The organism is Peribacillus sp. NPDC101480 (assembly GCF_050277335.1).
GTDB lineage: Bacteria > Bacillota > Bacilli > Bacillales > DSM-1321 > Peribacillus.
This window is the reverse complement of record NZ_JBNNSB010000005.1, coordinates 184,608-206,081: the sequence shown is the minus strand read 5'-3', so window position 1 is coordinate 206,081 and position 21,474 is coordinate 184,608. Positions and strand designations below refer to the sequence as shown.

General features: G+C 40.5%; 22 protein-coding genes. 17 read left to right on the top strand and 5 right to left on the bottom strand.

Going from position 1 to position 21,474, the window contains the following annotated elements; translation table 11 throughout:
* Positions 1 to 54: 54 nt before the first annotated feature.
* The 5 genes from ACQKMF_RS18110 (at position 55) to ACQKMF_RS18090 (ending at position 5,042) form a co-directional block, all read left to right on the top strand.
* Positions 55 to 984 carry an ABC transporter permease gene (locus tag ACQKMF_RS18110; RefSeq protein ID WP_063235007.1) on the top strand — a complete coding sequence of 310 codons (930 nt, stop codon included), beginning with the start codon at positions 55 to 57 and terminating at the stop codon, positions 982 to 984.
* Positions 984 to 1,913 (top strand): ABC transporter permease, encoded by a 930-nt coding sequence (locus ACQKMF_RS18105; protein WP_101225426.1) that lies wholly within the window; start codon positions 984 to 986, stop codon positions 1,911 to 1,913. The genes ACQKMF_RS18110 and ACQKMF_RS18105 overlap by 1 nt, the downstream gene beginning before the upstream one ends.
* 49 nt (positions 1,914 to 1,962) lie before the next feature.
* Entirely contained in the window at positions 1,963 to 2,976 is a 1,014-nt protein-coding gene (locus ACQKMF_RS18100) for an ABC transporter ATP-binding protein (RefSeq protein WP_402937200.1), read from the top strand.
* A gap of 13 nt (positions 2,977 to 2,989) precedes the next feature.
* Entirely contained in the window at positions 2,990 to 3,982 is a 993-nt protein-coding gene (locus ACQKMF_RS18095; RefSeq protein WP_048679436.1) for an ABC transporter ATP-binding protein, read from the top strand.
* A gap of 205 nt (positions 3,983 to 4,187) precedes the next feature.
* The gene (locus ACQKMF_RS18090) at positions 4,188 to 5,042 is read left to right on the top strand and encodes a crotonase/enoyl-CoA hydratase family protein (RefSeq protein WP_230175883.1); all 855 of its coding nucleotides are present in this window, start codon (positions 4,188 to 4,190) and stop codon (positions 5,040 to 5,042) included.
* 219 nt (positions 5,043 to 5,261) lie between these two features.
* Here the strand turns inward: ACQKMF_RS18090 and ACQKMF_RS18085 are convergent, their stop codons facing one another.
* A complete protein-coding gene (locus tag ACQKMF_RS18085) occupies positions 5,262 to 5,462 on the bottom strand; it encodes a cold-shock protein (protein WP_029714163.1) in 201 nt (66 codons plus the stop codon).
* Positions 5,463 to 5,646: 184 nt separating this feature from the next.
* Complete coding sequence (locus ACQKMF_RS18080; protein ID WP_402937198.1) at positions 5,647 to 6,603, bottom strand: D-2-hydroxyacid dehydrogenase; 957 nt, start codon at positions 6,601 to 6,603, stop codon at positions 5,647 to 5,649.
* A gap of 121 nt (positions 6,604 to 6,724) precedes the next feature.
* On the opposite strand from ACQKMF_RS18080, the gene ACQKMF_RS18075 reads away from it, so the two are divergent.
* From ACQKMF_RS18075 to ACQKMF_RS18055, 5 genes are all read left to right on the top strand, one after another.
* Positions 6,725 to 7,273 (top strand): GNAT family N-acetyltransferase, encoded by a 549-nt coding sequence (locus ACQKMF_RS18075; protein ID WP_427574333.1) that lies wholly within the window; start codon positions 6,725 to 6,727, stop codon positions 7,271 to 7,273.
* A gap of 195 nt (positions 7,274 to 7,468) precedes the next feature.
* On the top strand, positions 7,469 to 8,926 hold the full coding sequence (locus ACQKMF_RS18070) for a CoA-acylating methylmalonate-semialdehyde dehydrogenase (RefSeq protein ID WP_311735943.1): 1,458 nt from the start codon (positions 7,469 to 7,471) through the stop codon (positions 8,924 to 8,926).
* 71 nt (positions 8,927 to 8,997) lie between these two features.
* The gene (locus ACQKMF_RS18065; RefSeq protein ID WP_427574331.1) at positions 8,998 to 10,338 is read left to right on the top strand and encodes an aspartate aminotransferase family protein; all 1,341 of its coding nucleotides are present in this window, start codon (positions 8,998 to 9,000) and stop codon (positions 10,336 to 10,338) included.
* 285 nt (positions 10,339 to 10,623) lie between these two features.
* The gene (locus ACQKMF_RS18060; protein WP_260357760.1) at positions 10,624 to 11,238 is read left to right on the top strand and encodes an NUDIX hydrolase; all 615 of its coding nucleotides are present in this window, start codon (positions 10,624 to 10,626) and stop codon (positions 11,236 to 11,238) included.
* Between the two features lie 94 nt (positions 11,239 to 11,332).
* Positions 11,333 to 12,130, top strand: a complete 798-nt coding sequence (locus tag ACQKMF_RS18055; protein ID WP_260357759.1) for an endonuclease I family protein — start codon at positions 11,333 to 11,335, stop codon at positions 12,128 to 12,130.
* A 59-nt stretch (positions 12,131 to 12,189) separates the two neighbouring features.
* Here the strand turns inward: ACQKMF_RS18055 and ACQKMF_RS18050 are convergent, their stop codons facing one another.
* The 3 genes from ACQKMF_RS18050 to ACQKMF_RS18040 form a co-directional block, all read right to left on the bottom strand.
* The gene (locus tag ACQKMF_RS18050; RefSeq protein ID WP_427574328.1) at positions 12,190 to 13,248 is read right to left on the bottom strand and encodes a lactonase family protein; all 1,059 of its coding nucleotides are present in this window, start codon (positions 13,246 to 13,248) and stop codon (positions 12,190 to 12,192) included.
* Between the two features lie 151 nt (positions 13,249 to 13,399).
* Positions 13,400 to 15,151 carry an adenine deaminase gene (ade, locus tag ACQKMF_RS18045; RefSeq protein ID WP_427574326.1) on the bottom strand — a complete coding sequence of 584 codons (1,752 nt, stop codon included), beginning with the start codon at positions 15,149 to 15,151 and terminating at the stop codon, positions 13,400 to 13,402.
* A 31-nt stretch (positions 15,152 to 15,182) separates the two neighbouring features.
* Positions 15,183 to 15,635: a nucleoside deaminase gene (locus tag ACQKMF_RS18040; protein WP_427574486.1), complete on the bottom strand. Its 453-nt coding sequence runs from the start codon at positions 15,633 to 15,635 to the stop codon at positions 15,183 to 15,185.
* 258 nt (positions 15,636 to 15,893) lie between these two features.
* Here ACQKMF_RS18040 and ACQKMF_RS18035 point away from each other — a divergent pair, with 258 nt between their 5' ends.
* From ACQKMF_RS18035 to ACQKMF_RS18005, 7 genes are all read left to right on the top strand, one after another.
* Complete coding sequence (locus ACQKMF_RS18035; protein ID WP_101225417.1) at positions 15,894 to 16,796, top strand: AEC family transporter; 903 nt, start codon at positions 15,894 to 15,896, stop codon at positions 16,794 to 16,796.
* A 235-nt stretch (positions 16,797 to 17,031) separates the two neighbouring features.
* Entirely contained in the window at positions 17,032 to 17,442 is a 411-nt protein-coding gene (locus ACQKMF_RS18030) for a hypothetical protein (RefSeq protein ID WP_402937188.1), read from the top strand.
* 423 nt (positions 17,443 to 17,865) lie between these two features.
* Positions 17,866 to 18,594 (top strand): amino acid ABC transporter ATP-binding protein, encoded by a 729-nt coding sequence (locus tag ACQKMF_RS18025; protein WP_048687119.1) that lies wholly within the window; start codon positions 17,866 to 17,868, stop codon positions 18,592 to 18,594.
* Positions 18,595 to 18,616: 22 nt separating this feature from the next.
* Entirely contained in the window at positions 18,617 to 19,444 is an 828-nt protein-coding gene (locus ACQKMF_RS18020) for a transporter substrate-binding domain-containing protein (protein ID WP_101225415.1), read from the top strand.
* Positions 19,445 to 19,550: 106 nt separating this feature from the next.
* Positions 19,551 to 20,189, top strand: coding sequence for an amino acid ABC transporter permease (locus ACQKMF_RS18015; RefSeq protein ID WP_427574323.1), 639 nt, complete (start codon positions 19,551 to 19,553; stop codon positions 20,187 to 20,189).
* 14 nt (positions 20,190 to 20,203) lie between these two features.
* Positions 20,204 to 20,854: an amino acid ABC transporter permease gene (locus ACQKMF_RS18010; protein WP_034307000.1), complete on the top strand. Its 651-nt coding sequence runs from the start codon at positions 20,204 to 20,206 to the stop codon at positions 20,852 to 20,854.
* Between the two features lie 323 nt (positions 20,855 to 21,177).
* On the top strand, positions 21,178 to 21,459 hold the full coding sequence (locus tag ACQKMF_RS18005) for a DUF4190 domain-containing protein (RefSeq protein WP_402937182.1): 282 nt from the start codon (positions 21,178 to 21,180) through the stop codon (positions 21,457 to 21,459).
* The last annotated feature ends 15 nt before the right edge of the window (positions 21,460 to 21,474 follow it).

Genomic DNA, 21,474 nt, shown 5'->3' with positions numbered 1-21,474 from the left:
TGCATTCATTTCCGTTTTCAACTTCTTAGAAAATCGATGATTGGGGTGATTACCATGTTGAGATATACATTAAACCGTTTTAAATGGGCGATTATTACTTTATGGGCTGTTATTACATTAACGTTCATCATAATGCATACGATTCCGGGAAATCCATTTGCAAAAGAAGGAGCCATGCCTCCTGCTGTTTATGAAAACCTTCAAGTCCACTATGGATTAGACAAGCCGTTGTTGACCCAATATGGGAATTATTTATTGGAAGTCGTTCAATTTGATTTTGGTCCTTCATTGAAATCTTCATCCATTTCCGTGAATGATTACATTTTGAAGGGGTTTCCGGTGTCCTTGCACTTAGGGGCACAAGCTTTGGTGATTGCCATCTTCTTTGGCCTCATTTTGGGTGTCGTGGCATCACTGAAAAGAAATAAATGGCCCGACTATTTATCAATGATCATTGCCATCGTAGGGATTTCCGTTCCTAACTTTATCCTGGCGACTATTTTAATCAATTATTTTGCAATTAAATGGAATATATTCCCTGTTGCTACATGGGCGACATGGCAGCATACCATTTTACCATCCATTGCCCTTTCTATGATGCCGCTTGCTTTCATCGCGAGACTGATGCGGACAAGCATGCTTGAAGTAATGGGGCAGGATTACATTTTGACAGCAAAAGCCAAAGGATTGAAACGGAGCGGTGTCATAATCAAACATGCGATTCGGAATGCGTTATTGCCGATTATCACGATTCTGGGCATCCTTACGGCTAATATCGTGACAGGAAGCTTCATCATTGAACGTATTTTTGGTATTCCGGGCATGGGAGATATGTTCGTAAAGGGAATATCCAACAGGGACTACCCGGTGATTCTTGGTTCCACAATTGTGTATAGTGCGGTGCTTATTCTATTGATATTCATCGTTGACATAGCCTATACGTTGATTGATCCTAGAATTAAAGTGACGGGGGAGAAGAAATAATGGCAGATAAAGTGCATTTAACCGAAGATATGTTCCAACCCGCCGAAGGCAACTTTAAGGAAGCTGAAAAAATAGCAAGACCTACAGTTTCATATTGGTCTGACGTCTGGCGTCGATTTAAAGAAAATAAGCTGGCGATGACTGGATTTGTTCTTATAATCCTCTTGGTCTTGATGGCGATTTTTGGTCCGTACATTAACGGATATACTTATTATGGACAAGATTTCGAGAATAAGAATCTTAGCCCAAATAGCGAGCATTGGTTTGGAACGGATTCATCAGGAAGGGATCTATTTACGCGAGCTTGGTACGGTGCAAGGATATCTTTGTTCATTGGATTGATGGCAGCGCTGATCGACTTTTTAATTGGTGTCCTTTATGGCGGGATTTCTGCCATTCGCGGTGGACGCACGGATAATATCATGATGCGGTTTGCCGAGGTTATCTATGCGATTCCATACCTATTGATGGTTATCTTAATGATGGTCGTATTAAAACCTGGTATTCTGCCGATCATCATTGCGATGTCGATTACGGGGTGGATTCCGATGGCGCGACTGGTACGGGGACAGGTTTTACAACTGAAAGAGAATGAATATATCCATGCTGCAACAATCTCTGGAGCCAATACGAGCTGGACTTTAAGAAAACACATGATTCCTAATACAATGGGACCGATCCTTGTCAATTTAACGTTGACTGTACCTACTGCCATTTTTGCCGAAGCTACACTTAGCTTTTTGGGACTGGGAGTTCCGGCACCTCAGGCAAGCTGGGGAACATTGACAAGTGATGCACTGGGAAGCATTCTGGTAGGGAATTTCTATCAACTGTTAATCCCGGCAATATTGATTTCCTTAACGATGTTCGCGTTCAATGTGGCTGGTGACGGGTTGCAGGATGCCTTAGATCCAAAACTACGGAAATAAATGAGTCCTAACATAATGATTTGATATTACTAGAATAGGAGGGACGATGATGGAGAACCTATTAGAAGTCAACGATTTACAAATCACCTTCCATACTTATGCAGGTAAAGTGCAAGCGGTTCGCGGTGTGAACTTTGGCGTGAAAAAGGGGGAAGCCGTTGCGATTGTTGGGGAGTCCGGATGCGGCAAAAGTGTTACAGCGAAATCTATCATGAGATTATTGGAAACACCCCCGGCAGAGTATGGAAAAGGGTCGATAAACTTTGGCGGTAAAGACCTTCTTAAAATGAGTGAAAAGGAAATGCAGAGGATTCGCGGAAATGAAATCAGCATGATTTTCCAGGATCCGATGACTTCACTCAATCCAACGACAAAAATCGGTAGCCAGATCATGGAAGGCATTTTAAAGCATAATAAAAATATGTCCCGAAATGATGCATACGAACGGGCGTTGGAAACACTGAAACTAGTAGGTATTCCACAGCCGGAAAAAAGGATGCAGCAATATCCGCATGAGTTTTCAGGTGGTATGCGCCAAAGGGCGATGATAGCGATGGCCCTTGCTTGCGAACCGAAATTACTGATTGCCGATGAACCAACAACTGCATTGGATGTAACGATACAAGCGCAAATTTTGGAACTGATGAAAGATATCCAACGAAGAATGGATACTTCCATCATATTAATCACTCATGATTTAGGCGTGGTTGCAGAAACTTGTGAACGGGTAGTCGTCATGTATGCAGGCAAGGTTGTTGAGACGGGTACGGTAGAGGCTATATTTTCAAACCCGCAGCATCCTTATACAAGAGGTCTGCTTAAAACGGTGCCAAGGCTGGATATGGAAAAAACGGCTCCGTTGGTTCCGATTATCGGATCACCACCGGATTTATTGGATCCGCCAAAAGGATGCCCATTTTACCCAAGATGTGAATCAGCTATGAAAGTGTGCAAAGAACATGATCCGGAGCTTGAAGTAGTGGAAGAAGGTCAGACAGCCGCATGCTGGCTGCACCACCCGATGGCCAAGGCAGCACAGGTACAAGCACCGACTAATGTATAAAGGAGGAGAACTAATGGTTTCACTGAAAAATAAGGCCGTAAAAGAAAAGACATACAACGAAAATTCTCCTCTTGTTGAAATAAAGAATCTGAAGAAGCATTTTCCTATCGGTTCTCAATCGCTTAAAGCGGTAGACGGTTTGGATCTCAAAATCTATCCAGGGGAAACTGTCGGTCTTGTTGGGGAAAGCGGTTGCGGTAAGTCGACTGCAGGTCGTACAATCACTCGATTATATGAACCGACTGATGGAGAAGTTCTTTTTCAGGGGAAAAATATTTTCGATTACAAACCCGGGGAAATGTCACATATCCGCCGTGAAATACAAATGATTTTCCAAGATCCGTACGCATCCTTGAACCCAAGGATGAAGGTGGAGGAATTGATAGGGGAACCACTTGCCATTCATGGAATTTCAAAAGGTAAAGAGCGAAGAAAACGGGTGGAAGACCTGCTAAAGCTAGTTGGTTTAAGTCCGGAACATATCACTCGTTTTCCGCATGAATTCAGTGGTGGACAACGCCAGCGTATTGGAATTGCAAGGGCATTGGCTTTAAATCCTAAATTCATCGTTTGTGATGAACCAATCTCTGCCTTGGATGTTTCGATACAGGCCCAAGTGGTCAACTTATTAAAAGAACTGCAAAAAGAAATGGGATTGACTTATTTATTCATCGCGCATGATTTATCGATGGTCAAGTATATTTCAGATCGCATTTTAGTCATGTACCTTGGAAGAATGATGGAACTTTCGGATAGTGATTCTTTAACGAAAGATCCGCTACACCCATACACACAGGCCTTGCTATCCGCAGTGCCGATACCAGACCCGACTATTAAACGGGAAAGGATCGTCCTTAAAGGCGATGTACCAAGTCCGATCAATCCGCCGAGCGGCTGTGTATTTCGGACGCGCTGCCCTAAGGCGATGGAGATATGCTCCAGTGCTGTACCTGAATGGAAAGAACAAAAACCAGGGCATTTCGTTGCTTGTCATTTATATTGGTAAACAAAAAAACCAGTTGCATTTGCGACTGGTCTTTTTTTACACATTTATGTAAAATATTTTTAGAATAGAAACGATTATCAAATTATTTATCAGCATGTCAAAATAAAAAACTAGGAATCTGAAAATAAAACATATAAAATGTAATTATATGTAAATATAAAATTCTGTTGAATGTATCAATTTGTGAGAGAAGGAGGGGCTGTTATTGTATTCCACGATAACTAGTGAGATCGTCGATCGTGTCATGATTGTTACTCTTAATCGTCCAGAGAGAATGAATGCTTTCAATGAAAAGATGTGTGAGGAGATGATTCGCGCTTTTAATGAAGCGGATGAAAATGATGACGTAAGAGCCGTCATATTAACTGGCGCTGGGGATACTTTTTGTGCTGGAATGGATTTGGAAAAAGGTGCAGAAACGTTTATGGATCACACTCCTTTGGTTGAATACCGCGATGCAGGGGGAATGTTGTCATTACGGATTTTCGAGATGAAGAAACCTATGATTGCTGCCATTAATGGAGCGGCAGTCGGGATTGGGATAACAATGACTTTGCCCATGGACATTAGAATCGCTTCAACAGATGCAAATATGGGTTTTGTATTTGCGAGGCGGGGGATAACGATGGAGGCATGCAGCGGCTGGTTCTTACCCAGGCTTGTCGGAATGGGTAAAGCTTCCGAATGGATTTTTACCGGCAGGATGATTTCGGCCAGTGAAGCATATGAGGGAAGGTTGGTAAACAAGATCGTCGAGCCAGAAGAATTGATGTCTGCTGCTATGGAAATTGCAACAGACATTGCGGAAAATACATCTTCCGTTTCTGTGACGTTATCCCGGCAATTAATGTGGACCATGCTCGGTGCAAACCATCCTGTTGAATCACACAAAATAGAATCGAAAATGATTCATTGGACCGGAAAACAAGCGGATGCACTAGAAGGGATCGAAGCTTTCCTCGAAAAAAGGAAAGCTGATTTCAAGATGAAAAGCAGTAGTGATATGCCTCCGTTTTATCCTTGGGGAACGGATCGAACATATGAAGTGGATAAGAAATGATTGAATGGAATGGCCCAGGGAAACCAGGGGAAGTGCGTGATAATTTTTACTTTTCGGATAAATTAGGGTTTCTATTCTTAGTGTGTTATACTGGGTTTACCATTTACTAAACTTGTTTCATGTTCCCTATTCCCCGTGAATAGGGTTTTTTTATGATTGCTTTTTTAATCAAAAAAAACAGACCCTACAAGTAGGGTCCGTTATATATTGTATTTAAAATTATGCTTTTTGAACGTTAGTAGCTTGGGGTCCACGTTGACCTTGCTCAACTTCAAAAGTAACTTCTTGACCTTCGTCTAATGATTTGAATCCTTCGCTTTGGATAGCTGAGAAATGTACGAATACATCGTCTCCGTTTTCGCGTTCGATGAAGCCAAATCCTTTTTCTGCGTTAAACCATTTTACTTTACCTTGTTCCATTGTTGTTGCCTCCTAGTGTGAATCCACACATTGTGTTACTACCCTTGCTCAATCATTAGACGAAAAGTTTTTCACTTATCAATCTTCCCGAACAAAAATAATTCTTTTTAAATATAACAGATAATGTCGGAATCTGCAAGCTAACATGGGAAGATTATTTATGTACACATTCGATGAACAATTTTTAATACCCTTTTTTGTAATCAAGTAAATTTGTTGAAGGTTTTTTACCATTTAGATAGTTCTTTAAATTCGGCATGAAAATATCATGAATGAGCCTTTGGTCGTAAAATTCCGTATTTCCGGATGTGTGCGGCGTGATGATTACATTGTCCAACTCCCATAGTGGGCTATTCTCAGGAAGTGGCTCCGTTTCAAACACATCAAGTCCGGCACCCGCAATTTCTTTGTCCATAAGTGCTTGAACCAAATCGTTTTGAATGACGAGATTTCCCCTTCCTATATTAATGAAAAAAGCGGAGCGCTTCATTAACATGAATTCCTTTTTCCCGAACATATACCTTGTTTCTGGGGTCAAAGGTAATGTCACGACAATATAATCACATCTTGGAAGAAGATCATTCAATTGTTTTTGTGTGAACATCTCATCGACAAATTCTTCTGATTTATCCGAATGGCGCATTCCTAACACTGTCATGCCAAAAGCCTTGGCAATTTTTGCGGTTTCCTTTCCGATTTTTCCGACACCGATGATTCCGATGGTCTTTTCATGAATTTCCTGCTTCATATGTGCGTGATGCCAAGTCTTTGTCTGCTGTTGTTTAATATATGTATCTACTTTTCTTGTTAAGGCAAGCATTAACGCGAAAATAGTCTCTGAAATGGGATACGCATGAACACCGTTTGCAGTTGTAATCTGAACATTCATTTGTTCTAAATTTTCCAGGGGTAAAGCATTCACTCCGGCGCTCCATGTCTGGATCCATTTTACTTCGCTTGCATCAATCGATACAGACATTTCCGCTTTCCAGCCTGCGATCACTTCAGCATCGGCTATATGATTTCTCCATATTTCCGGAGATCTTCCGGTGATAACCGTCCAATCGGGAACCAATTCTTTAATTTTCTGTAGTAAGAGCTCATTCAAATTTTGGCTTATTATTAGTTTTCTTTTTGGCATAACTAACCTCCTGTATCTTTTTTTCTGAATTATACGTAAGTTTTGAAAATCTTTCAATCGGGAAAGCGATTGCTTAACAATCTTGCTATAATACTAATAATCAATGGAATGGGGTGTATTCATGAACGTGAAAGACATATATGGACAGCTGCCTATTATAGAATCAAAACGTTTGGTCATGAGGAAAGTCACCATGAATGATGCCGAAGACATGTTCGCTTATGCATCCAACAGTGAAGTTTCCCGTTACGTCACATGGGAAGCTCATCGTTCCCTATGTGATACAAAAGATTTTATCAGGTTTATCCTGCAAAATTATGAGGATAAGAAAATCGCTCCATGGGGCATAGAACACAAGGAAAGTGGTAAGTTGATTGGTACTATTGATTTTGTTTCATGGCAGGTTGATCATCATAGTGCAGAAATCGGGTATGTGCTTGCACCCGAATATTGGGGGAGTAGCTTGATGACGGAGGCAGCGCAAAAGATAATCGCCTTTGGCTTTGAAAATATGAACCTAGTTCGTATACAAGCAAGGTGCTTCGTTGAAAATATGGGTTCAGAACGCGTCATGCAAAAGGCTGGTATGTCTATTGAGGGAATCATTAGAAAAGGAATGTTTGTAAAGGGAAAGCATCAAGACTTAAAGCTATATTCCATTATAAAATGATGGCTTTGGAGTCTGCTGATTAAAGAAGAAATAAGGAAAAATACATCGGTTTTGAAATTATAAATATTGGAAAATCAAAAACAAACAATATGTGCAAATATTGAATCAAAAACTATACAAAACGTCTAATGTAAAAAGTCCGTTTGAAAAATATAATGAAACTATAAAATCGTGTTGAAATGGAGGGTTTCTTTAATGGCAGTAATAAATGAAGTAAAAACGTTGAAAAATTATATCGGTGGCAAATGGGTGGATTCCACAACATCGAAACATGAACAAGTGCCTAATCCGGCAACAGGAGAAGCTTTGGCGATCGTTCCCCTTTCAACAAAGGAAGATGTAAACCAAGCAGTGCAGGTTGCTAAAAAGGCGTATAAAGAATGGAAAAAGGTCGCCGTTCCAAAAAGAGCCCGCTTCTTATTCCGTTATCAGCAATTATTGATAGAACACTGGGATGAGCTTGCAAAGCTGGTCACAATCGAAAATGGAAAAAGCTATACAGAAGCATATGGTGAGGTTCAGCGGGGGATTGAATGCGTGGAATTCGCAGCAGGTGCGCCTACCTTGATGATGGGCAGCCAGCTTCCTGATATTTCTCCAGGTATTGAATCTGGCATGTATCGTTATCCAATGGGTGTCGTTGCAGGGATTACGCCGTTTAATTTCCCGATGATGGTACCATGTTGGATGTTCCCGCTGGCAATAGCTTGTGGAAATACGTTTATCTTAAAACCTTCAGAACGGACACCGCTATTGGCCAACCGTCTTGTGGAATTATTGACAGAAGCCGGTGTTCCGGATGGAGTTGTCAATATTGTCCATGGTGCCCACGATGTCGTGAATGGGATATTGGAACATGAAGACATTAAAGCGGTATCATTTGTTGGATCCCAGCCTGTCGCAGAGTATGTATACAAAACGGCAGCTGCCAATAAAAAACGTGTCCAGGCTTTATCAGGAGCGAAAAATCATTCAATCGTCATGCCTGATGCGGATTTGGATAATGCGGTAACGAACATTACGAATGCCGCTTTCGGATCTGCAGGCGAGCGCTGCATGGCTGCGTCAGTGGTTGTTGCGGTGGGAGAAGTGGGAGATTCGCTCGTTGAGAGATTAAAGGCTGCAGCGGATGACATCAAGATAGGAAATGGAATGGATAAGGACGTTTTCTTGGGGCCTGTGATTCGTGATACTCATAAAAAGAGAACAGAACAATATATTGAAATCGGGGAGAAAGAAGGAGCTGTCCTCCTTCGTGATGGCAGGAATGAAGGCGATCAGGAAAATGGCTATTACGTTGGACCGACATTATTTGATCATGTAAAAACAAACATGAAAATATGGAGTGATGAAATTTTTGCTCCTGTCTTATCCATAGTACGGGTCAATACCCTTGAAGAAGCAATCGAATTGACCAATCAATCAGAATTTGCCAATGGTGCCTGCCTCTATACGGATAGTGCAAAAGCCATCAGGGAATTTCGCGAAGAAATTGATGCAGGGATGCTTGGCATTAATCTTGGGGTACCCGCGCCAATGGCATTCTTTCCATTTTCCGGCTATAAAAGTTCCTTTTATGGAGACCTTCATGCCAATGGGAAAGACGGAGTGGAATTTTACACTAGAAAGAAAATGTTAACGGCAAGATACTGATAGGAAAAAGGGGGTCGGCTCAAATTGTGGTCGGCCTTCCTTTATACATCTTTTTAGGAGGAGTGTAGCTTATGCAGGTTGAAAAGCAGGGTCAGGATCTTAAAGCGATGGATGGTAAATATGTGTGGCATCATATGAAAGGGGCTGAACCCACCCCTGGGGCAATGGTGATAAAAAAAGGGCAAGGAGCATGGATTACGGATGTTGATGGGAATCGATTCCTGGATGGGATGTCAGGTTTATGGTGTGTCAACGTTGGTTATGGCCGCACGGAACTGGCTGAAGCCGCTTACGAGCAACTGAAGGAACTTCCTTATGCCCCTTTAACGAATAGCCACATTCCGGCTATTAAGCTAGCAGAGAAATTAAATGAATGGCTTGGTGGGGATTATGTGGTTTTCTTCTCTAACAGCGGTTCAGAAGCAAATGAGACTGCCTTTAAAATTGCGCGGCAGTATCATCAGCAAAAAGGTGAACATGGACGCTATAAATTCATTTCGCGTTATCGCGGCTATCATGGCAATTCAATGGGTGCCCTGTCAGCGACCGGGCAGGCGCAGCGAAAATACAAATATGAACCGCTGGCCCCAGGTTTTCTCCATGTATCACCGCCGGATTCTTACAGAAATCCAGAGGATGAAAGCGGTGAAAAAAGTGCAGCGGAAATTGAACGTACCATTACATGGGAGCTGAGCGAAACGGTTGCTGCGGTCATCATGGAACCAATCATCACTGGGGGCGGAATTTTAATGCCACCTGATGGTTATATGAAACGTGTCAAAGAAATTTGTGAGAAAAATGGTGTCCTTCTCATTTCGGATGAGGTCATTTGCGGGTTTGGCCGTACTGGTAAGAGATTCGGATTTATGAACTATGATGTAAAACCAGACATCGTAACAATGGCTAAAGGAATTACGAGCGCTTATCTGCCATTATCCGCTACAGCCGTCAAACGTGAAATTTATGAAGCGTATATTGGCTCAGATGTATATGACCGCTTTCGGCATGTAAATACATTTGGCGGCAATCCGGCTGCATGTGCCGTCGCTTTGAAGAATATTGAAATATATGAAAATGAAAAACTTATAGAACGGTCTAAGGAGTTAGGGTTACGTTTTCTGCAAGAGTTTGAAGAAATTAAAACTCATCCCAATGTTGGGGATGTGCGAGGGAAAGGTTTGTTGGTAGGGATTGAACTAGTGGAAGATAAACTGACAAAACAACCGATCGAACTTTCCAAAATCAATAAAGTGATTGCATCATGTAAAGAAAAGGGGCTGATCATAGGTAAAAATGGTGATACTGTAGCGGGTTTCAATAATGTCCTGACTCTTGCTCCCCCACTTAGTATAACTGAAGAGGATTTTTCATTCATCATAACGACGGTAAAGCGAACGCTAGCTGAACTATGAAAATAAGTAGAAAAACCCGAATATTCAATTAAGTTTACGCGTGTACTGTTGATACGCAAACATGCTTTTTATATGAGACTGATGCGTTTAGTTTTAGCACCGTTTTAGAACTTTGAACGGTGCTTTTGTCTATGATCAAGGAAGAATAAGAGGAAAAGGAATCTAGTAGAAATTATAGGCAATATTTTGGAATCGTTTTCCTTGCTTAGTTATAGCAGATGTTCGAAAATGGAATGATAAGGAGTGGTAGAAACTCAATATTAACCGTCAGAAGAGGTGAGGGACATGAATAATGAAGATATAACAAAAAAACTAACATTACATATCCCTGAAATTTTAGGGAGTGGGAATTTTTCAAAGTATGCTGTATTGGTACCGCTTCTAGAGAAAGAAGATGGAATTCATGTTCTTTTCGAAGAACGTTCACACAAACTGAGGAGGCAGCCAGGGGATATATGTTTTCCCGGCGGAAAAATAGACAAGCTGGACCATGATGAACAGGCGGCGGCCCTAAGGGAAACATATGAGGAACTTAATTTGAGAAAAGAAGATATCGATAATGTCTTTCCTATCGATTATTTGGTATCTCCATTTGGGATGATCGTCTATCCTTATGCAGGGTTTGTTCGTAACCATCAACGGATAATACCTAATCCAGCTGAGGTAGAAACCATTTTTACGGTCCCGCTATCCTTTTTCATGGAAAAACCGCCAGAAATTTACCATGTGGAATATAAAGTGGAACCGCATGAAAACTTCCCCCACGATTTAGTCGTTGGAGGGGAGAATTATAAATGGCAGCCGAAACGGATGGAAGAATATTTTTACTTATATAATGGTCGGGTAATCTGGGGAATGACGGCGAAAATCCTTACCCATTTTATTGAAATTCTTCGTTAGACACTTCTAAAGCACCTTTTTTTTTCAGTCTTTTTCTATTAAGCTTTAATTATGGTAAATGCTAGGTTTTTAATAGAAGCGGGGGGATGAGTGGATGAAGTATAGTTTTGAAGTACTTGAAAAAGAACGGGAAATGGCAATGGCTGCACTAGTCAACTTCAATGAAAACCGCGAATACTATGATGAAACCAAAGATCAGGAACTTAAGCTAGCATACTACAAAGATGGTTCCTTGGACCGGGAAGGATTGAAGGACCTACTTGTGGCAACCCATAAAAACCAGCTGAACTACTCACCACATCGTCATGTTTACCCATGGGTGGACTTACAGGAAAATGGCCAGCTGAAAAGTCTGTATTCCGGTAAAGGGATGGATCCTGTACAAGTGATTGAGGAAGATATCCGTATACTGGAAGTGTTGTCAAGAGGTATTGAATCAATAAATTCGGAGAACATTCTCGTTAATTGTGAACATGTAGTACCTCAATCATGGTTCGATAAAAAAGAACCGATGAGGGGGGATTTGCATCATCTGTTCGCTTGTGAACCAACGTGTAATAGCAGCCGGAGTAACTATCCATACCATGATTTTGAGGATTATATCCCTGAGAGATCGGCTGCCGGTATAAAAGCGGGTTGCGGAAAATCAGACGAAAGTAAATTCGAGCCTGAATACGGAAAAGGGATCGTGGCGAGGGCAACTTTGTATTTTTTACTCAGATATGAGGGAATCATCGATAGCAGCAAAATCGACCTGGCACTGCTTTTGGAATGGCATCAGCTTTTTCCCGTCAGCACTTATGAAAAACATAGAAACCAGGCTATACATGAAATGCAGGGTAATCGTAACCCATATATAGATTTTCCCGAAATGGCGGAGAAATGGAATTAAAGAAGAATCTTAAAAAGAGGATTGAAGCTGCAGTACAAGCTTCAATCCTCTTTTTAAGATTATAAGAATTTTACGCAAACAGGGAAGGGAACTTGAACATCCTTTTGCAATAATGTTAATTTTCCGTCATGCTCATTCCGTGCATATAGTGTCAGGTTTCCTGATTGTTCATTAGAAGCGATCAGGAATTTTCCGCTAGGATCCAATGAAAAATCACGTGGCCAGTGACCTTCGGTAGAAACCAGTTCCACGAATGCCAGTTTGCCTGTTTCTTGATTGATTTGGAAAACGGCAATACTGTCATGTCCGCGGTTTGCAGCATATATGAATTGCCCGTCATCAGAAATATGAATGGCACTTCCTTGGTTATTTTCCTTGAAATCTTCCGGGACGGTCCGAACCGTTTGTAATTCAGAAAAACTTCCAGTTTGACTATCGAAGCTCAAAACAATGACTTCGGGTACCAATTCTGCCATAACATACGCAAATTTTCCGTTTGGGTGGAAGGTCAGATGCCGTGGTCCGCTGCCGGGAGCAACAGATAAGCTGTTTACTTCTTCCAAATTCCCACTATGTATTTTATAGGTTATCACTTTATCTATCCCGAGGTCGACTACAGCAATGAACCTTTCATCTGGTGTGAAACCAGCAAAGTGAGTGTGTGCTTTTTCTTGGCGTTCTTCATTCGGTCCTTGACCTTTATGTTGAACAGTTGATGATACAGGCAAAGGGGTCGCATCGTCATGAAGCGGATATGATTCAATCACGCCTTCACCATAACTGGAAGTGACCAAGACCTGTTTCTTGCTGTCAACACTAATATGGCAGGAAGAACCGTTTGGTGTCAATTGTTTCCCCAAGAAGGTAAGCTCACCTGAATCTTCATTAATCGAATAGGCTGAAACACCTCCACTGCCCGATTCTTTTAAAATGGCGTAGAGATTCTTTTTGTCCTGGCTGATGGCGACATAAGTCGGATCGGTCAATTCTGCTGCAAGAACCGGTGTGCTGAGTTTTCCTTCTGCTGTATCTAAAGTAAATCGGTAAACACCTTTGCTGTTTCCTTTTGTGTAAGTGCCTATGTATCCAATAATGTTCTGTTGATCATGTTTTACCATATTTATCTCCTCCAAGAAAGATTTGTGTTTATTTTTATTTTAACATAGATGATACCTTATATCCTTTTCCCGTATTCTATTGATTTGGAACCTTTTTATTTTGGAAGTTTTTGGGTGCGTGAAGAAAAAAACCCCGACTAGGGGGTCAAATTTAATCGACTGGCTTTGAGGCTTCGATAGGAATATGCCTAAACTCAGAAACGGAAAATAAACCCTGATCCGTCAGTTTGATTTCAGGGATGACAGGTAACGCCAAGAAGGCAAGTGTAAGAAAAGGGTTGAAATGCCTGTTAGCACCGAGTTTCAATAGGGCCTCATCGATTTTATTCAATGAATGGACCACATCCATATAATCACATTCACTCATCAATCCAGCTATTGGCAGGGGAAGGGAAGCGAGTATTTCCCCATTTTGGATTACGGTCAATCCACCCTGCATTTTTTTGATTTCCTTTGCTGCCAGCAGCATATCCTGATCATTCGTTCCGGCAATGATCAAATTATGTGAATCATGGGCTACTGTCGTGGCAATTGCACCTGATTTCAACCCGAGCCCTTTGACGATTCCAAGACCTAATTGTTTGGTCAGATGATGCCTTTCAATAACAGCAAGTTTTAAATGATCAACATGTTCGGAGAAATGGAATAGTCCATCATAATTAAGTGTGACCGGTTCAATCGAATGTTTTGTAATCAAGCTGTTTGGAGTTATCTCAATAATATTAGCGAACTCATTTTTAAAAGGTATCGCCAAATCATCTTCGGTTATTTCATGATAATGAACGGAGTGCTTCAACCCGTCATCAATAACCTGTTTCCTATCATCTGGAAAGTTAAGTAAATGATTATTTTGAACGATAAGCTTTCCATCTTTAAAAACCGAGTGGATGTTGATGGAATCAAGATCATCCAATAGAAGGAAGTCTGCCTTGTATCCAGGTGCAATTGCACCATGTTCCTTTAAACCAAAGCATTCTGCTGCATTAATGGTCGCCATTTGTATGGCGGTAATTGGCGGGACACCTGTATCTATGGAAAGTCGAACGTTGTGATCGATACTTCCCTCATATACAATATCATCTAGGTGCCGGTCATCGGTGACGAATAAACAACGGCGGGAGTTCTTCTCGTTAATAACTGGAATCAGGTTTATTAAGTCTTTGGCAACGGTGCCTTCCCTGATCATAAGATACATACCTTTACGCAGTCTTTCTTTTGCCTCTTCCGCAGTAGTGCATTCATGATCCGTTTTTATGCCTGCACTCATATAAACATCGAGCTGTTGTCCGGATAATCCGGCTGCATGGCCATCGATGCTTTTGCCTAGTCTATTTGCATCATATATTTTTTGCAGCATATCCTCCTCCGTATGTGAAACGGCAGGGAAATTCATGACTTCGGCTAAACCAAGCACTCTCGGGTTTTGATAAAAGGAAATTAAATCTTCACTTCTTAAGACAGCACCAGAATGTTCAAACTCCGTAGCAGGTACACAAGAGGGCATCATGAAGTAAAAGTCAAAAGGAAGTTGAGCGGATTGTTCAATCATATATTCCATGCCCTTTTTGCCAGAAACATTGGCAATTTCATGAGGGTCTGCAACGATGCAGGTCACACCATGTAAAAGGAGGATTTTTGCAAGTTCATAAGGCCTGACCATCGATGATTCTATATGAACATGGCCATCAATGAAGGAAGGGCATACGAATTTTCCTGTAGCATCGATTTGTGAAATACCATCATAATGCCCAATTCCAGCAAAGTAACCATCGACGATCGCAATGTCGCCTGTATAGATATCCCCATTGAAAACATCTATGATTTGCCCGTTTTTAATGACGCAATCTGCTGGTGTTCTTCCTGCTGCAACGTCAATTCTCCTTTTAAGCAATTTTTTTTTCATATTCGTAACCCCTTTGGCAAAATATATCCGATTAATATTTCACTTTTTCAACATAGGTTTCCCATGTGCGGAATGGTAAATCATGATCATTAAAAGACAATTGTTTCATTTCAATCGTGCGATTTTCCATTGGCAGGGCAAGTTCTTTGTATATAAAGTGATCATCAAAGCCGATAATTGCAGCGTCTTCTTTAGTGCATGCGTAATAAATGGCTTTTGGACGTGCCCAATAAATAGCACCGATGCACATGGGGCAAGGTTCGCAGCTAGTGTATATTTCACAATCTGTAAGCTGGAAGCTGTCGAGATTCCTGCATGCATCACGAATCGCCTGTACTTCGGCGTGAGCAGTAGGATCGTTGGCTGTTGTCACATTATTACATCCTCTGCCTACGACTTTTCCATCTTTTACGATTATAGCACCGAAAGGTCCTCCGTTCTTCGCCAATACATTTTCATATGCAAGCTGAACAGCCATCTCCATGAATTTTACATCCACTAAAAACACCCCTTCATATATATTTATAACCTAAAGTACTGATGTTACGTTTATTAACGTAAATATAATAAACAATATACCATATGCATGGGGAAATGGAATATTGTTTTCTGAAAATAGAGAAAAGTCAGTTTGTGTTAGGGTATATGAGGTGCAATCAAAATGGTTTAAAAGAATTTTTACAAATAATAATAAAACTGATATTGTTAAAAGAAAATCATTAAGATTATGAAGGTGAAGTGCATGGGGTTTTTGGGAGTTCTTTTACCGATTTTCGGTATTTTTGTTTTAGGGTTCATCGGTCAGAAAAAGTTCAAACTTGATACAAAATCGATTTCCACGATGGCATTATATTTAATGTCACCTTTTCTTGTGTTCCGGACTTTTTATTCCGCAGAATTTACGATTAATTATTTCTACCTGTTCTTATTCACGATAGTACTTTGTCTTTCTCTTATACTGGTAGTCTACATCATATCTTATTTTCGCAATTATACAGTCACTGAGACAAGCGGCATGATATTGGCATCTGCATTCATGAATAACGGAAATTACGGAACACCCGTCATTTTCCTGTTATTCGGAGCCGCAGGACTCGATTATGCAATCATCCTTATGGTGGGACAGCAGTTAGTGATGTGCACGATCGGCATTTATTTCGCAGCGAAGGGCAGCCCGGAAGGTAACGGAGTTCAAACGGCGATTAAAGCAGTATGTCGAATGCCAATTGTTTATGGAGCCATTGCCGGTACAGTATTTCAGTTCGTTAACGTACCTTTAAGCAATTCGGTTATGGAAGCTATTAACCTTGTTGCAAATGCAGCGATTCCCACAATAATGATTACACTGGGAATGCAGCTGGCCAACATTTCGCTGAAAAAAATAGCCTATCGGAAGCTATCAGTTTCGCTGCTCCTTAAACTTGCCGTGTCACCGGCCATTGCCTTCCTGCTATCTCTTGCCTTGCCAGTGGGTGATATGGTCAGGCATATCATGATCATCGTAGCTGCAATGCCAACGGCGGCCAACACTACGATGTATGCGCTCCAATTCAATACGGAGCCTGAATTCGTATCAAGTGCTACGTTCATAAGTACATCATTAAGCCTGATTACGCTTCCAATCATCTTTTTCTTTGTATTATAGGAGATTATCATTCTAATTATGTGGGCAAACTTATTATATACAAGAAGCGGAAGAATCCTGGCTAATTAAAAGAGGGATCAGGAAAGATTATATGAATTACCTTTGACCTCGCGGTTAGTGAACGACTTGTGGACTTGATTTAGGTGTCCAAATCATTTTCATTTAAAATTAAAGGGCAAGCTTGTTAAACTGGTGTTTACTTTTTTTAATGCCTGTATTTGATTGGAGGGGTTTTATGTTCCAGACTAAAATTGAACTGACTAATACTGGAAAGATTGATGCCATTTTAAAGGGAATCGTTCTGAAAACCTATGAAGAGTCACTGGAAGAAAAACTCTTGCTATGCATGGAGTGCGGTGATGTCGATTTTTATATCGCGTATTCAAATAATGAGGAACTTCAGGATGCGATAAATGAAAACTTTGAAATTGATGAATATGGCGAAATCGTGAAAATAGATGAACATCAGGAACTTATGGATGATTTATACGATTATTTCTTGATCATACATAAGGAAAGTGATTTGTTTGATTTTTTTCCGGCAGGACCATATACTCACGGAGGGGAAATCCGTGAATCGGATACGGATATGCTGGCGCCAAGGGGTTTATATTCAGCGCCATTTGAAGACGCGATAAAGGAATGATGAAAAAGACAGCGATAGCTGTCTTTTTGTATTTTTAAGAGCGTATTAAGCCTTCGGGAAATAAATGCATTTTTACAAAAAGAGGGAATTTTTTTTATGGGATATCAATTTAAATTTATCAGTTTTATGAAATATAGCAATAATATCATGAAATATAATATCGTTTTTAACAATTTAAAGTTTATATGGTAATTTTAAGAAATATTATATATAATAAAAAATGTGAATATTGAATATATTATTTGAATTACTAGTTTAAAATAACAATAAAAATGGACTTTTCACGATGAATTATGAAATATTGGGAAATAATTTTTGAAGAAAGGATTATACATAAGATTTGTTTCGAGTTAAGAGAGTGATATATTACGCTTTTAGAATTCTGATTATTATAAATTTTCAGTTTTGGGCAGGGGGCTAATTATGATAGTTTTTGACCGAGTGAATAAGTATTATGGCGATTTCCATGTATTGAAAGAAATTAATCTTACAATTAAGAAGGGGGAGGTGGTAGTGGTCATCGGACCTTCGGGTTCAGGGAAAAGTACACTGCTTCGATGCATTAATCGTCTAGAGACCATTTCGCAAGGTTCCCTTTCAATAAATGGTCTAAATGTAGCGGATAAAAAGACGGACATAAACAAACTTCGTCGGAATATCGGTATGGTTTTCCAGCATTTTCACTTATATCCTCATAAAACAGTGCTCGAGAATATCATGCTTGCTCCCAGGAAAGTTCTAGGGCAATCCGAAGAGGAAGCGAAAAAGATTGCACTGAAGTATCTGGACAAAGTGGGGATTGGAGATAAAGCGAATTCATTTCCTTCTCAGCTTTCAGGTGGACAGCAGCAACGGGTAGCGATTGCCAGAGGTTTGGCAATGGGACCTGAAATCATGCTATTTGATGAACCTACCTCAGCCTTGGATCCAGAAATGATTGGCGAGGTACTGGATGTAATGAAAGCACTTGCCCATGAAGGTATGACGATGGTGGTGGTCACGCACGAAATGGGATTTGCCCGTGAAGTAGCGGATCGAATCGTATTCATGGACGAAGGCAGGGTTTTAGAAGAGGCATCACCGGCTGAGTTTTACGCCAATCCTCGTGAAGAGAGGGCTCGTTTATTCCTTAGCCGTATATTAAATCATTAAAAAAAAAACAGGGGTGAATTACATGTTGAAGAAAAAGAAATGGTTAAAATTATCTTTGCTATCCTTACTGGCTGTCATTTTATTAGCTGGATGCGGCGGGGGGAACGATTCAGACAAAGCTGAAGAGGGTGGAGGCAAAGACAAAGAAAAAGATGTTCTCGCACAAGTGAAGGAAAAGGATAAGATCGTTTTTGGGGTGAAAAATGATACAAGACTATTCGGATTGAAGAATCCTAGTACTGGAGAGGTTGAAGGCTTTGATATTGATATTGCCAAAGCTCTTGCAGCAGAAATCCTTGGTGATGAGAATAAAGTTGAATTTAAAGAAGTGACTTCTAAAACCAGGATGGCATTATTGAATAATGGTGATATCGATGCGATTGTAGCGACCATGACAATCACGGAAGATCGTAAAAAAGAAGTAGACTTCACTGATGTTTATTTCGACGCAGGACAATCTTTATTAGTCAAAAAGGGCAGCGATATCAAGGGTATTGATAGTTTAAAAGGGAAAAAGGTATTGGCTGTCAAGGGCTCTACTTCTTCCATAAATATCCGTGAAAAAGCTCCTGAAGCACAAGTGCTTGAATTTGAAAACTATTCCGAAGCGTTCGCTGCACTTAAATCCGGACAAGGGGATGCATTGACCACGGATGATTCCATCCTTTATGGAATGGCAGATGAAGATCCAAGTTATGAGCTTGTTGGCGGTACATTTACGGAAGAACCTTATGGTATTGCCGTGAAAAAAGGAAATGCTGAATTTGTTGAAGAGTTGAATAAAGCCCTTAAGTCTCTTAAAGATTCAGGCAAGTACGATGAAATCCATGATAAATGGATTAAACATTAAACATTTTAGCAAATGGATAAGGGAAGCTGACCTTAAATAACATTTGAACATTTGTCTATGAGGATGAGCGTTTTGCTCATCCTTACTAGTTAAAGGAGTGTATGCCGTGCTTGATTTCTCCATTTTAATAGAGAATCTGGATATGTATTTATTAGGCTTTAAAAATACGATCATGTCGAGTTTGGTCGCGTTGATAGCGAGTTTGATTCTTGGTGTGCTAATTGCCATCATGCGGATTGCACCATTAAAGCCACTAAACTGGCTGGGTACCGCCTATGTCGAGTTCATTCGGAACATACCGTTATTGATCATTACCTTTTTCTTCTTTCTCGGTCTTAAACTAAGCGGACTATACGCCGGGACATTAGCCTTGACCATTTACACTTCATCTTTCATAGCTGAGGCAATTCGAGCAGGCATACTTTCTGTGCCAAAGGGTCAAATGGAAGCTGCCCGTTCATCAGGTCTGACTTATGGACAGGCAATGAGGCTCGTCATTCTGCCGCAGGCCGTTAAAATAGTCATTCCTCCTTTAGGAAACCAATTTATCAATCTAGTAAAGAATTCTTCCATTTTAGCCGTTGTTGCAGGACTCGATCTTATGTACCACGGGGATTTGATTTCTTCAAGGACTTTTGTCGTGTTCGATGTGTACATTTTCGTTGCAGCGTTTTACTTAATTCTTACCATTCCTTTAAGTTTTGGCGTCGGTTATTTGGAAAAACGTCTGGCTAAGAGTAATTGAGGGAGGTATAAGATATGGATTTTGCAGGTGCCTATACACCAGATAATCTTAAGTTTTTATTAGAAGGATTTTGGGTAACGCTCCAGGTAGCTTTTATATCCATTATTCTAAGTTTCATTATTGGCGGTCTTGTAGGTATAATCCGATACGCAAAAGTGCCGGTGTTATCACAAATATTAGCTTTGATTGTAGAAACGGTGCGTAATTTGCCTCTGTTATTAATAATATTTTTTACCTATTTTGCTTTGCCGGAGATACGGATTAAACTGGAAATCATTCCAGCAGCCATAGTTGCCTTGACAATTTTTGAGTCAGCCATGCTTTCTGAAGTCATTCGAAGTGGGCTAAAATCCATTGATAAAGGCCAAATGGAAGCTGCCCGTTCATCAGGTTTGAGCTATACACAGGCATTGATACATATTATTCTGCCCCAAGCGCTGCGCCGCATGGTTCCTCCCATTGTCAGCCAATTCATTTCTTTATTAAAGGATACCTCTTTAGCGGTTGTCATCTCTTTGCCGGAGCTGACCCATCATGGTCAAATCATATATGGACAAAGTCAAAAGTATTTAATACCGATTTTGATCCTGGTGGCTCTCATGTACTTCATTGTGAATTATAGCCTTTCTTTGGTAGCCCAGAGACTTGAATTGAAACGAACCTAAAAAAACGGCTCAGAAATGAGTCGTTTTTTACGAGGTTCGGAAGTGTCTCACCCCTAACTATGATTATAAAACTATACTTGGTTATCCTTCATGTAATTTCCTTGTGAACCCCAATAGATTGAAGAAATTTGCGACACTCCTGCCGAATAACTGGCTAGCCGAGACCCCACAGGCACGTGCTTTGATGAGGCTTGGCATACAGTCGGCGGAAAAGGCGTGGATTTCTGGTATGGACTGGAATAATAGTGATGAATGAATACACAAAAAATGAATCTTTTGCTTTTAATAACCGTATATATAAAGGAAGAAAGAAGGTGGAATATATGTCGGAAATTAAAAGAAGCAATAGCAAAGCGATTGTATCATTGATCATGGGTGTATTATCTTTGTTTATTCCATTCATAGGCATCATATTAGGTATTCTCGGTTTAATATTTGCATCGAAGGGCAAACAAGAAATTAAGCTTACTGGTGAATCTGGAGATGGATTAGTGACAGCTGGAAAAGTGTGCAGCATTGTTGGAATAATCTTGAATGTTCTCGTGATTCTGATTTTCCTGGTGTTTTTTTATTTCGCAGTAAATACGGACATAACAACCTATTGAGTGCAAAAATTAACT

Excerpts from the sequence above, each read along its gene's own strand:
- ACQKMF_RS18100 (WP_402937200.1), top strand. The coding sequence starts at position 1,963 with ATGGAGAACCTATTAGAAGTCAACGATTTACAAATCACCTTCCATACT.
- ACQKMF_RS18020 (WP_101225415.1), top strand. The coding sequence starts at position 18,617 with ATGTTGAAGAAAAAGAAATGGTTAAAATTATCTTTGCTATCCTTACTG.
- ACQKMF_RS18110 (WP_063235007.1), top strand. The coding sequence starts at position 55 with ATGTTGAGATATACATTAAACCGTTTTAAATGGGCGATTATTACTTTA.
- ade (WP_427574326.1), bottom strand. The coding sequence starts at position 15,151 with ATGAAAAAAAAATTGCTTAAAAGGAGAATTGACGTTGCAGCAGGAAGA.
- ACQKMF_RS18105 (WP_101225426.1), top strand. The coding sequence starts at position 984 with ATGGCAGATAAAGTGCATTTAACCGAAGATATGTTCCAACCCGCCGAA.
- ACQKMF_RS18070 (WP_311735943.1), top strand. The coding sequence starts at position 7,469 with ATGGCAGTAATAAATGAAGTAAAAACGTTGAAAAATTATATCGGTGGC.
- ACQKMF_RS18035 (WP_101225417.1), top strand. The coding sequence starts at position 15,894 with ATGGGGTTTTTGGGAGTTCTTTTACCGATTTTCGGTATTTTTGTTTTA.
- ACQKMF_RS18075 (WP_427574333.1), top strand. The coding sequence starts at position 6,725 with ATGAACGTGAAAGACATATATGGACAGCTGCCTATTATAGAATCAAAA.
- ACQKMF_RS18080 (WP_402937198.1), bottom strand. The coding sequence starts at position 6,603 with ATGCCAAAAAGAAAACTAATAATAAGCCAAAATTTGAATGAGCTCTTA.
- ACQKMF_RS18085 (WP_029714163.1), bottom strand. The coding sequence starts at position 5,462 with ATGGAACAAGGTAAAGTAAAATGGTTTAACGCAGAAAAAGGATTTGGC.
- ACQKMF_RS18060 (WP_260357760.1), top strand. The coding sequence starts at position 10,624 with ATGAATAATGAAGATATAACAAAAAAACTAACATTACATATCCCTGAA.
- ACQKMF_RS18025 (WP_048687119.1), top strand. The coding sequence starts at position 17,866 with ATGATAGTTTTTGACCGAGTGAATAAGTATTATGGCGATTTCCATGTA.
- ACQKMF_RS18010 (WP_034307000.1), top strand. The coding sequence starts at position 20,204 with ATGGATTTTGCAGGTGCCTATACACCAGATAATCTTAAGTTTTTATTA.
- ACQKMF_RS18065 (WP_427574331.1), top strand. The coding sequence starts at position 8,998 with ATGCAGGTTGAAAAGCAGGGTCAGGATCTTAAAGCGATGGATGGTAAA.
- ACQKMF_RS18040 (WP_427574486.1), bottom strand. The coding sequence starts at position 15,635 with ATGGAGATGGCTGTTCAGCTTGCATATGAAAATGTATTGGCGAAGAAC.
- ACQKMF_RS18030 (WP_402937188.1), top strand. The coding sequence starts at position 17,032 with ATGTTCCAGACTAAAATTGAACTGACTAATACTGGAAAGATTGATGCC.
- ACQKMF_RS18050 (WP_427574328.1), bottom strand. The coding sequence starts at position 13,248 with ATGGTAAAACATGATCAACAGAACATTATTGGATACATAGGCACTTAC.
- ACQKMF_RS18055 (WP_260357759.1), top strand. The coding sequence starts at position 11,333 with ATGAAGTATAGTTTTGAAGTACTTGAAAAAGAACGGGAAATGGCAATG.
- ACQKMF_RS18005 (WP_402937182.1), top strand. The coding sequence starts at position 21,178 with ATGTCGGAAATTAAAAGAAGCAATAGCAAAGCGATTGTATCATTGATC.
- ACQKMF_RS18095 (WP_048679436.1), top strand. The coding sequence starts at position 2,990 with ATGGTTTCACTGAAAAATAAGGCCGTAAAAGAAAAGACATACAACGAA.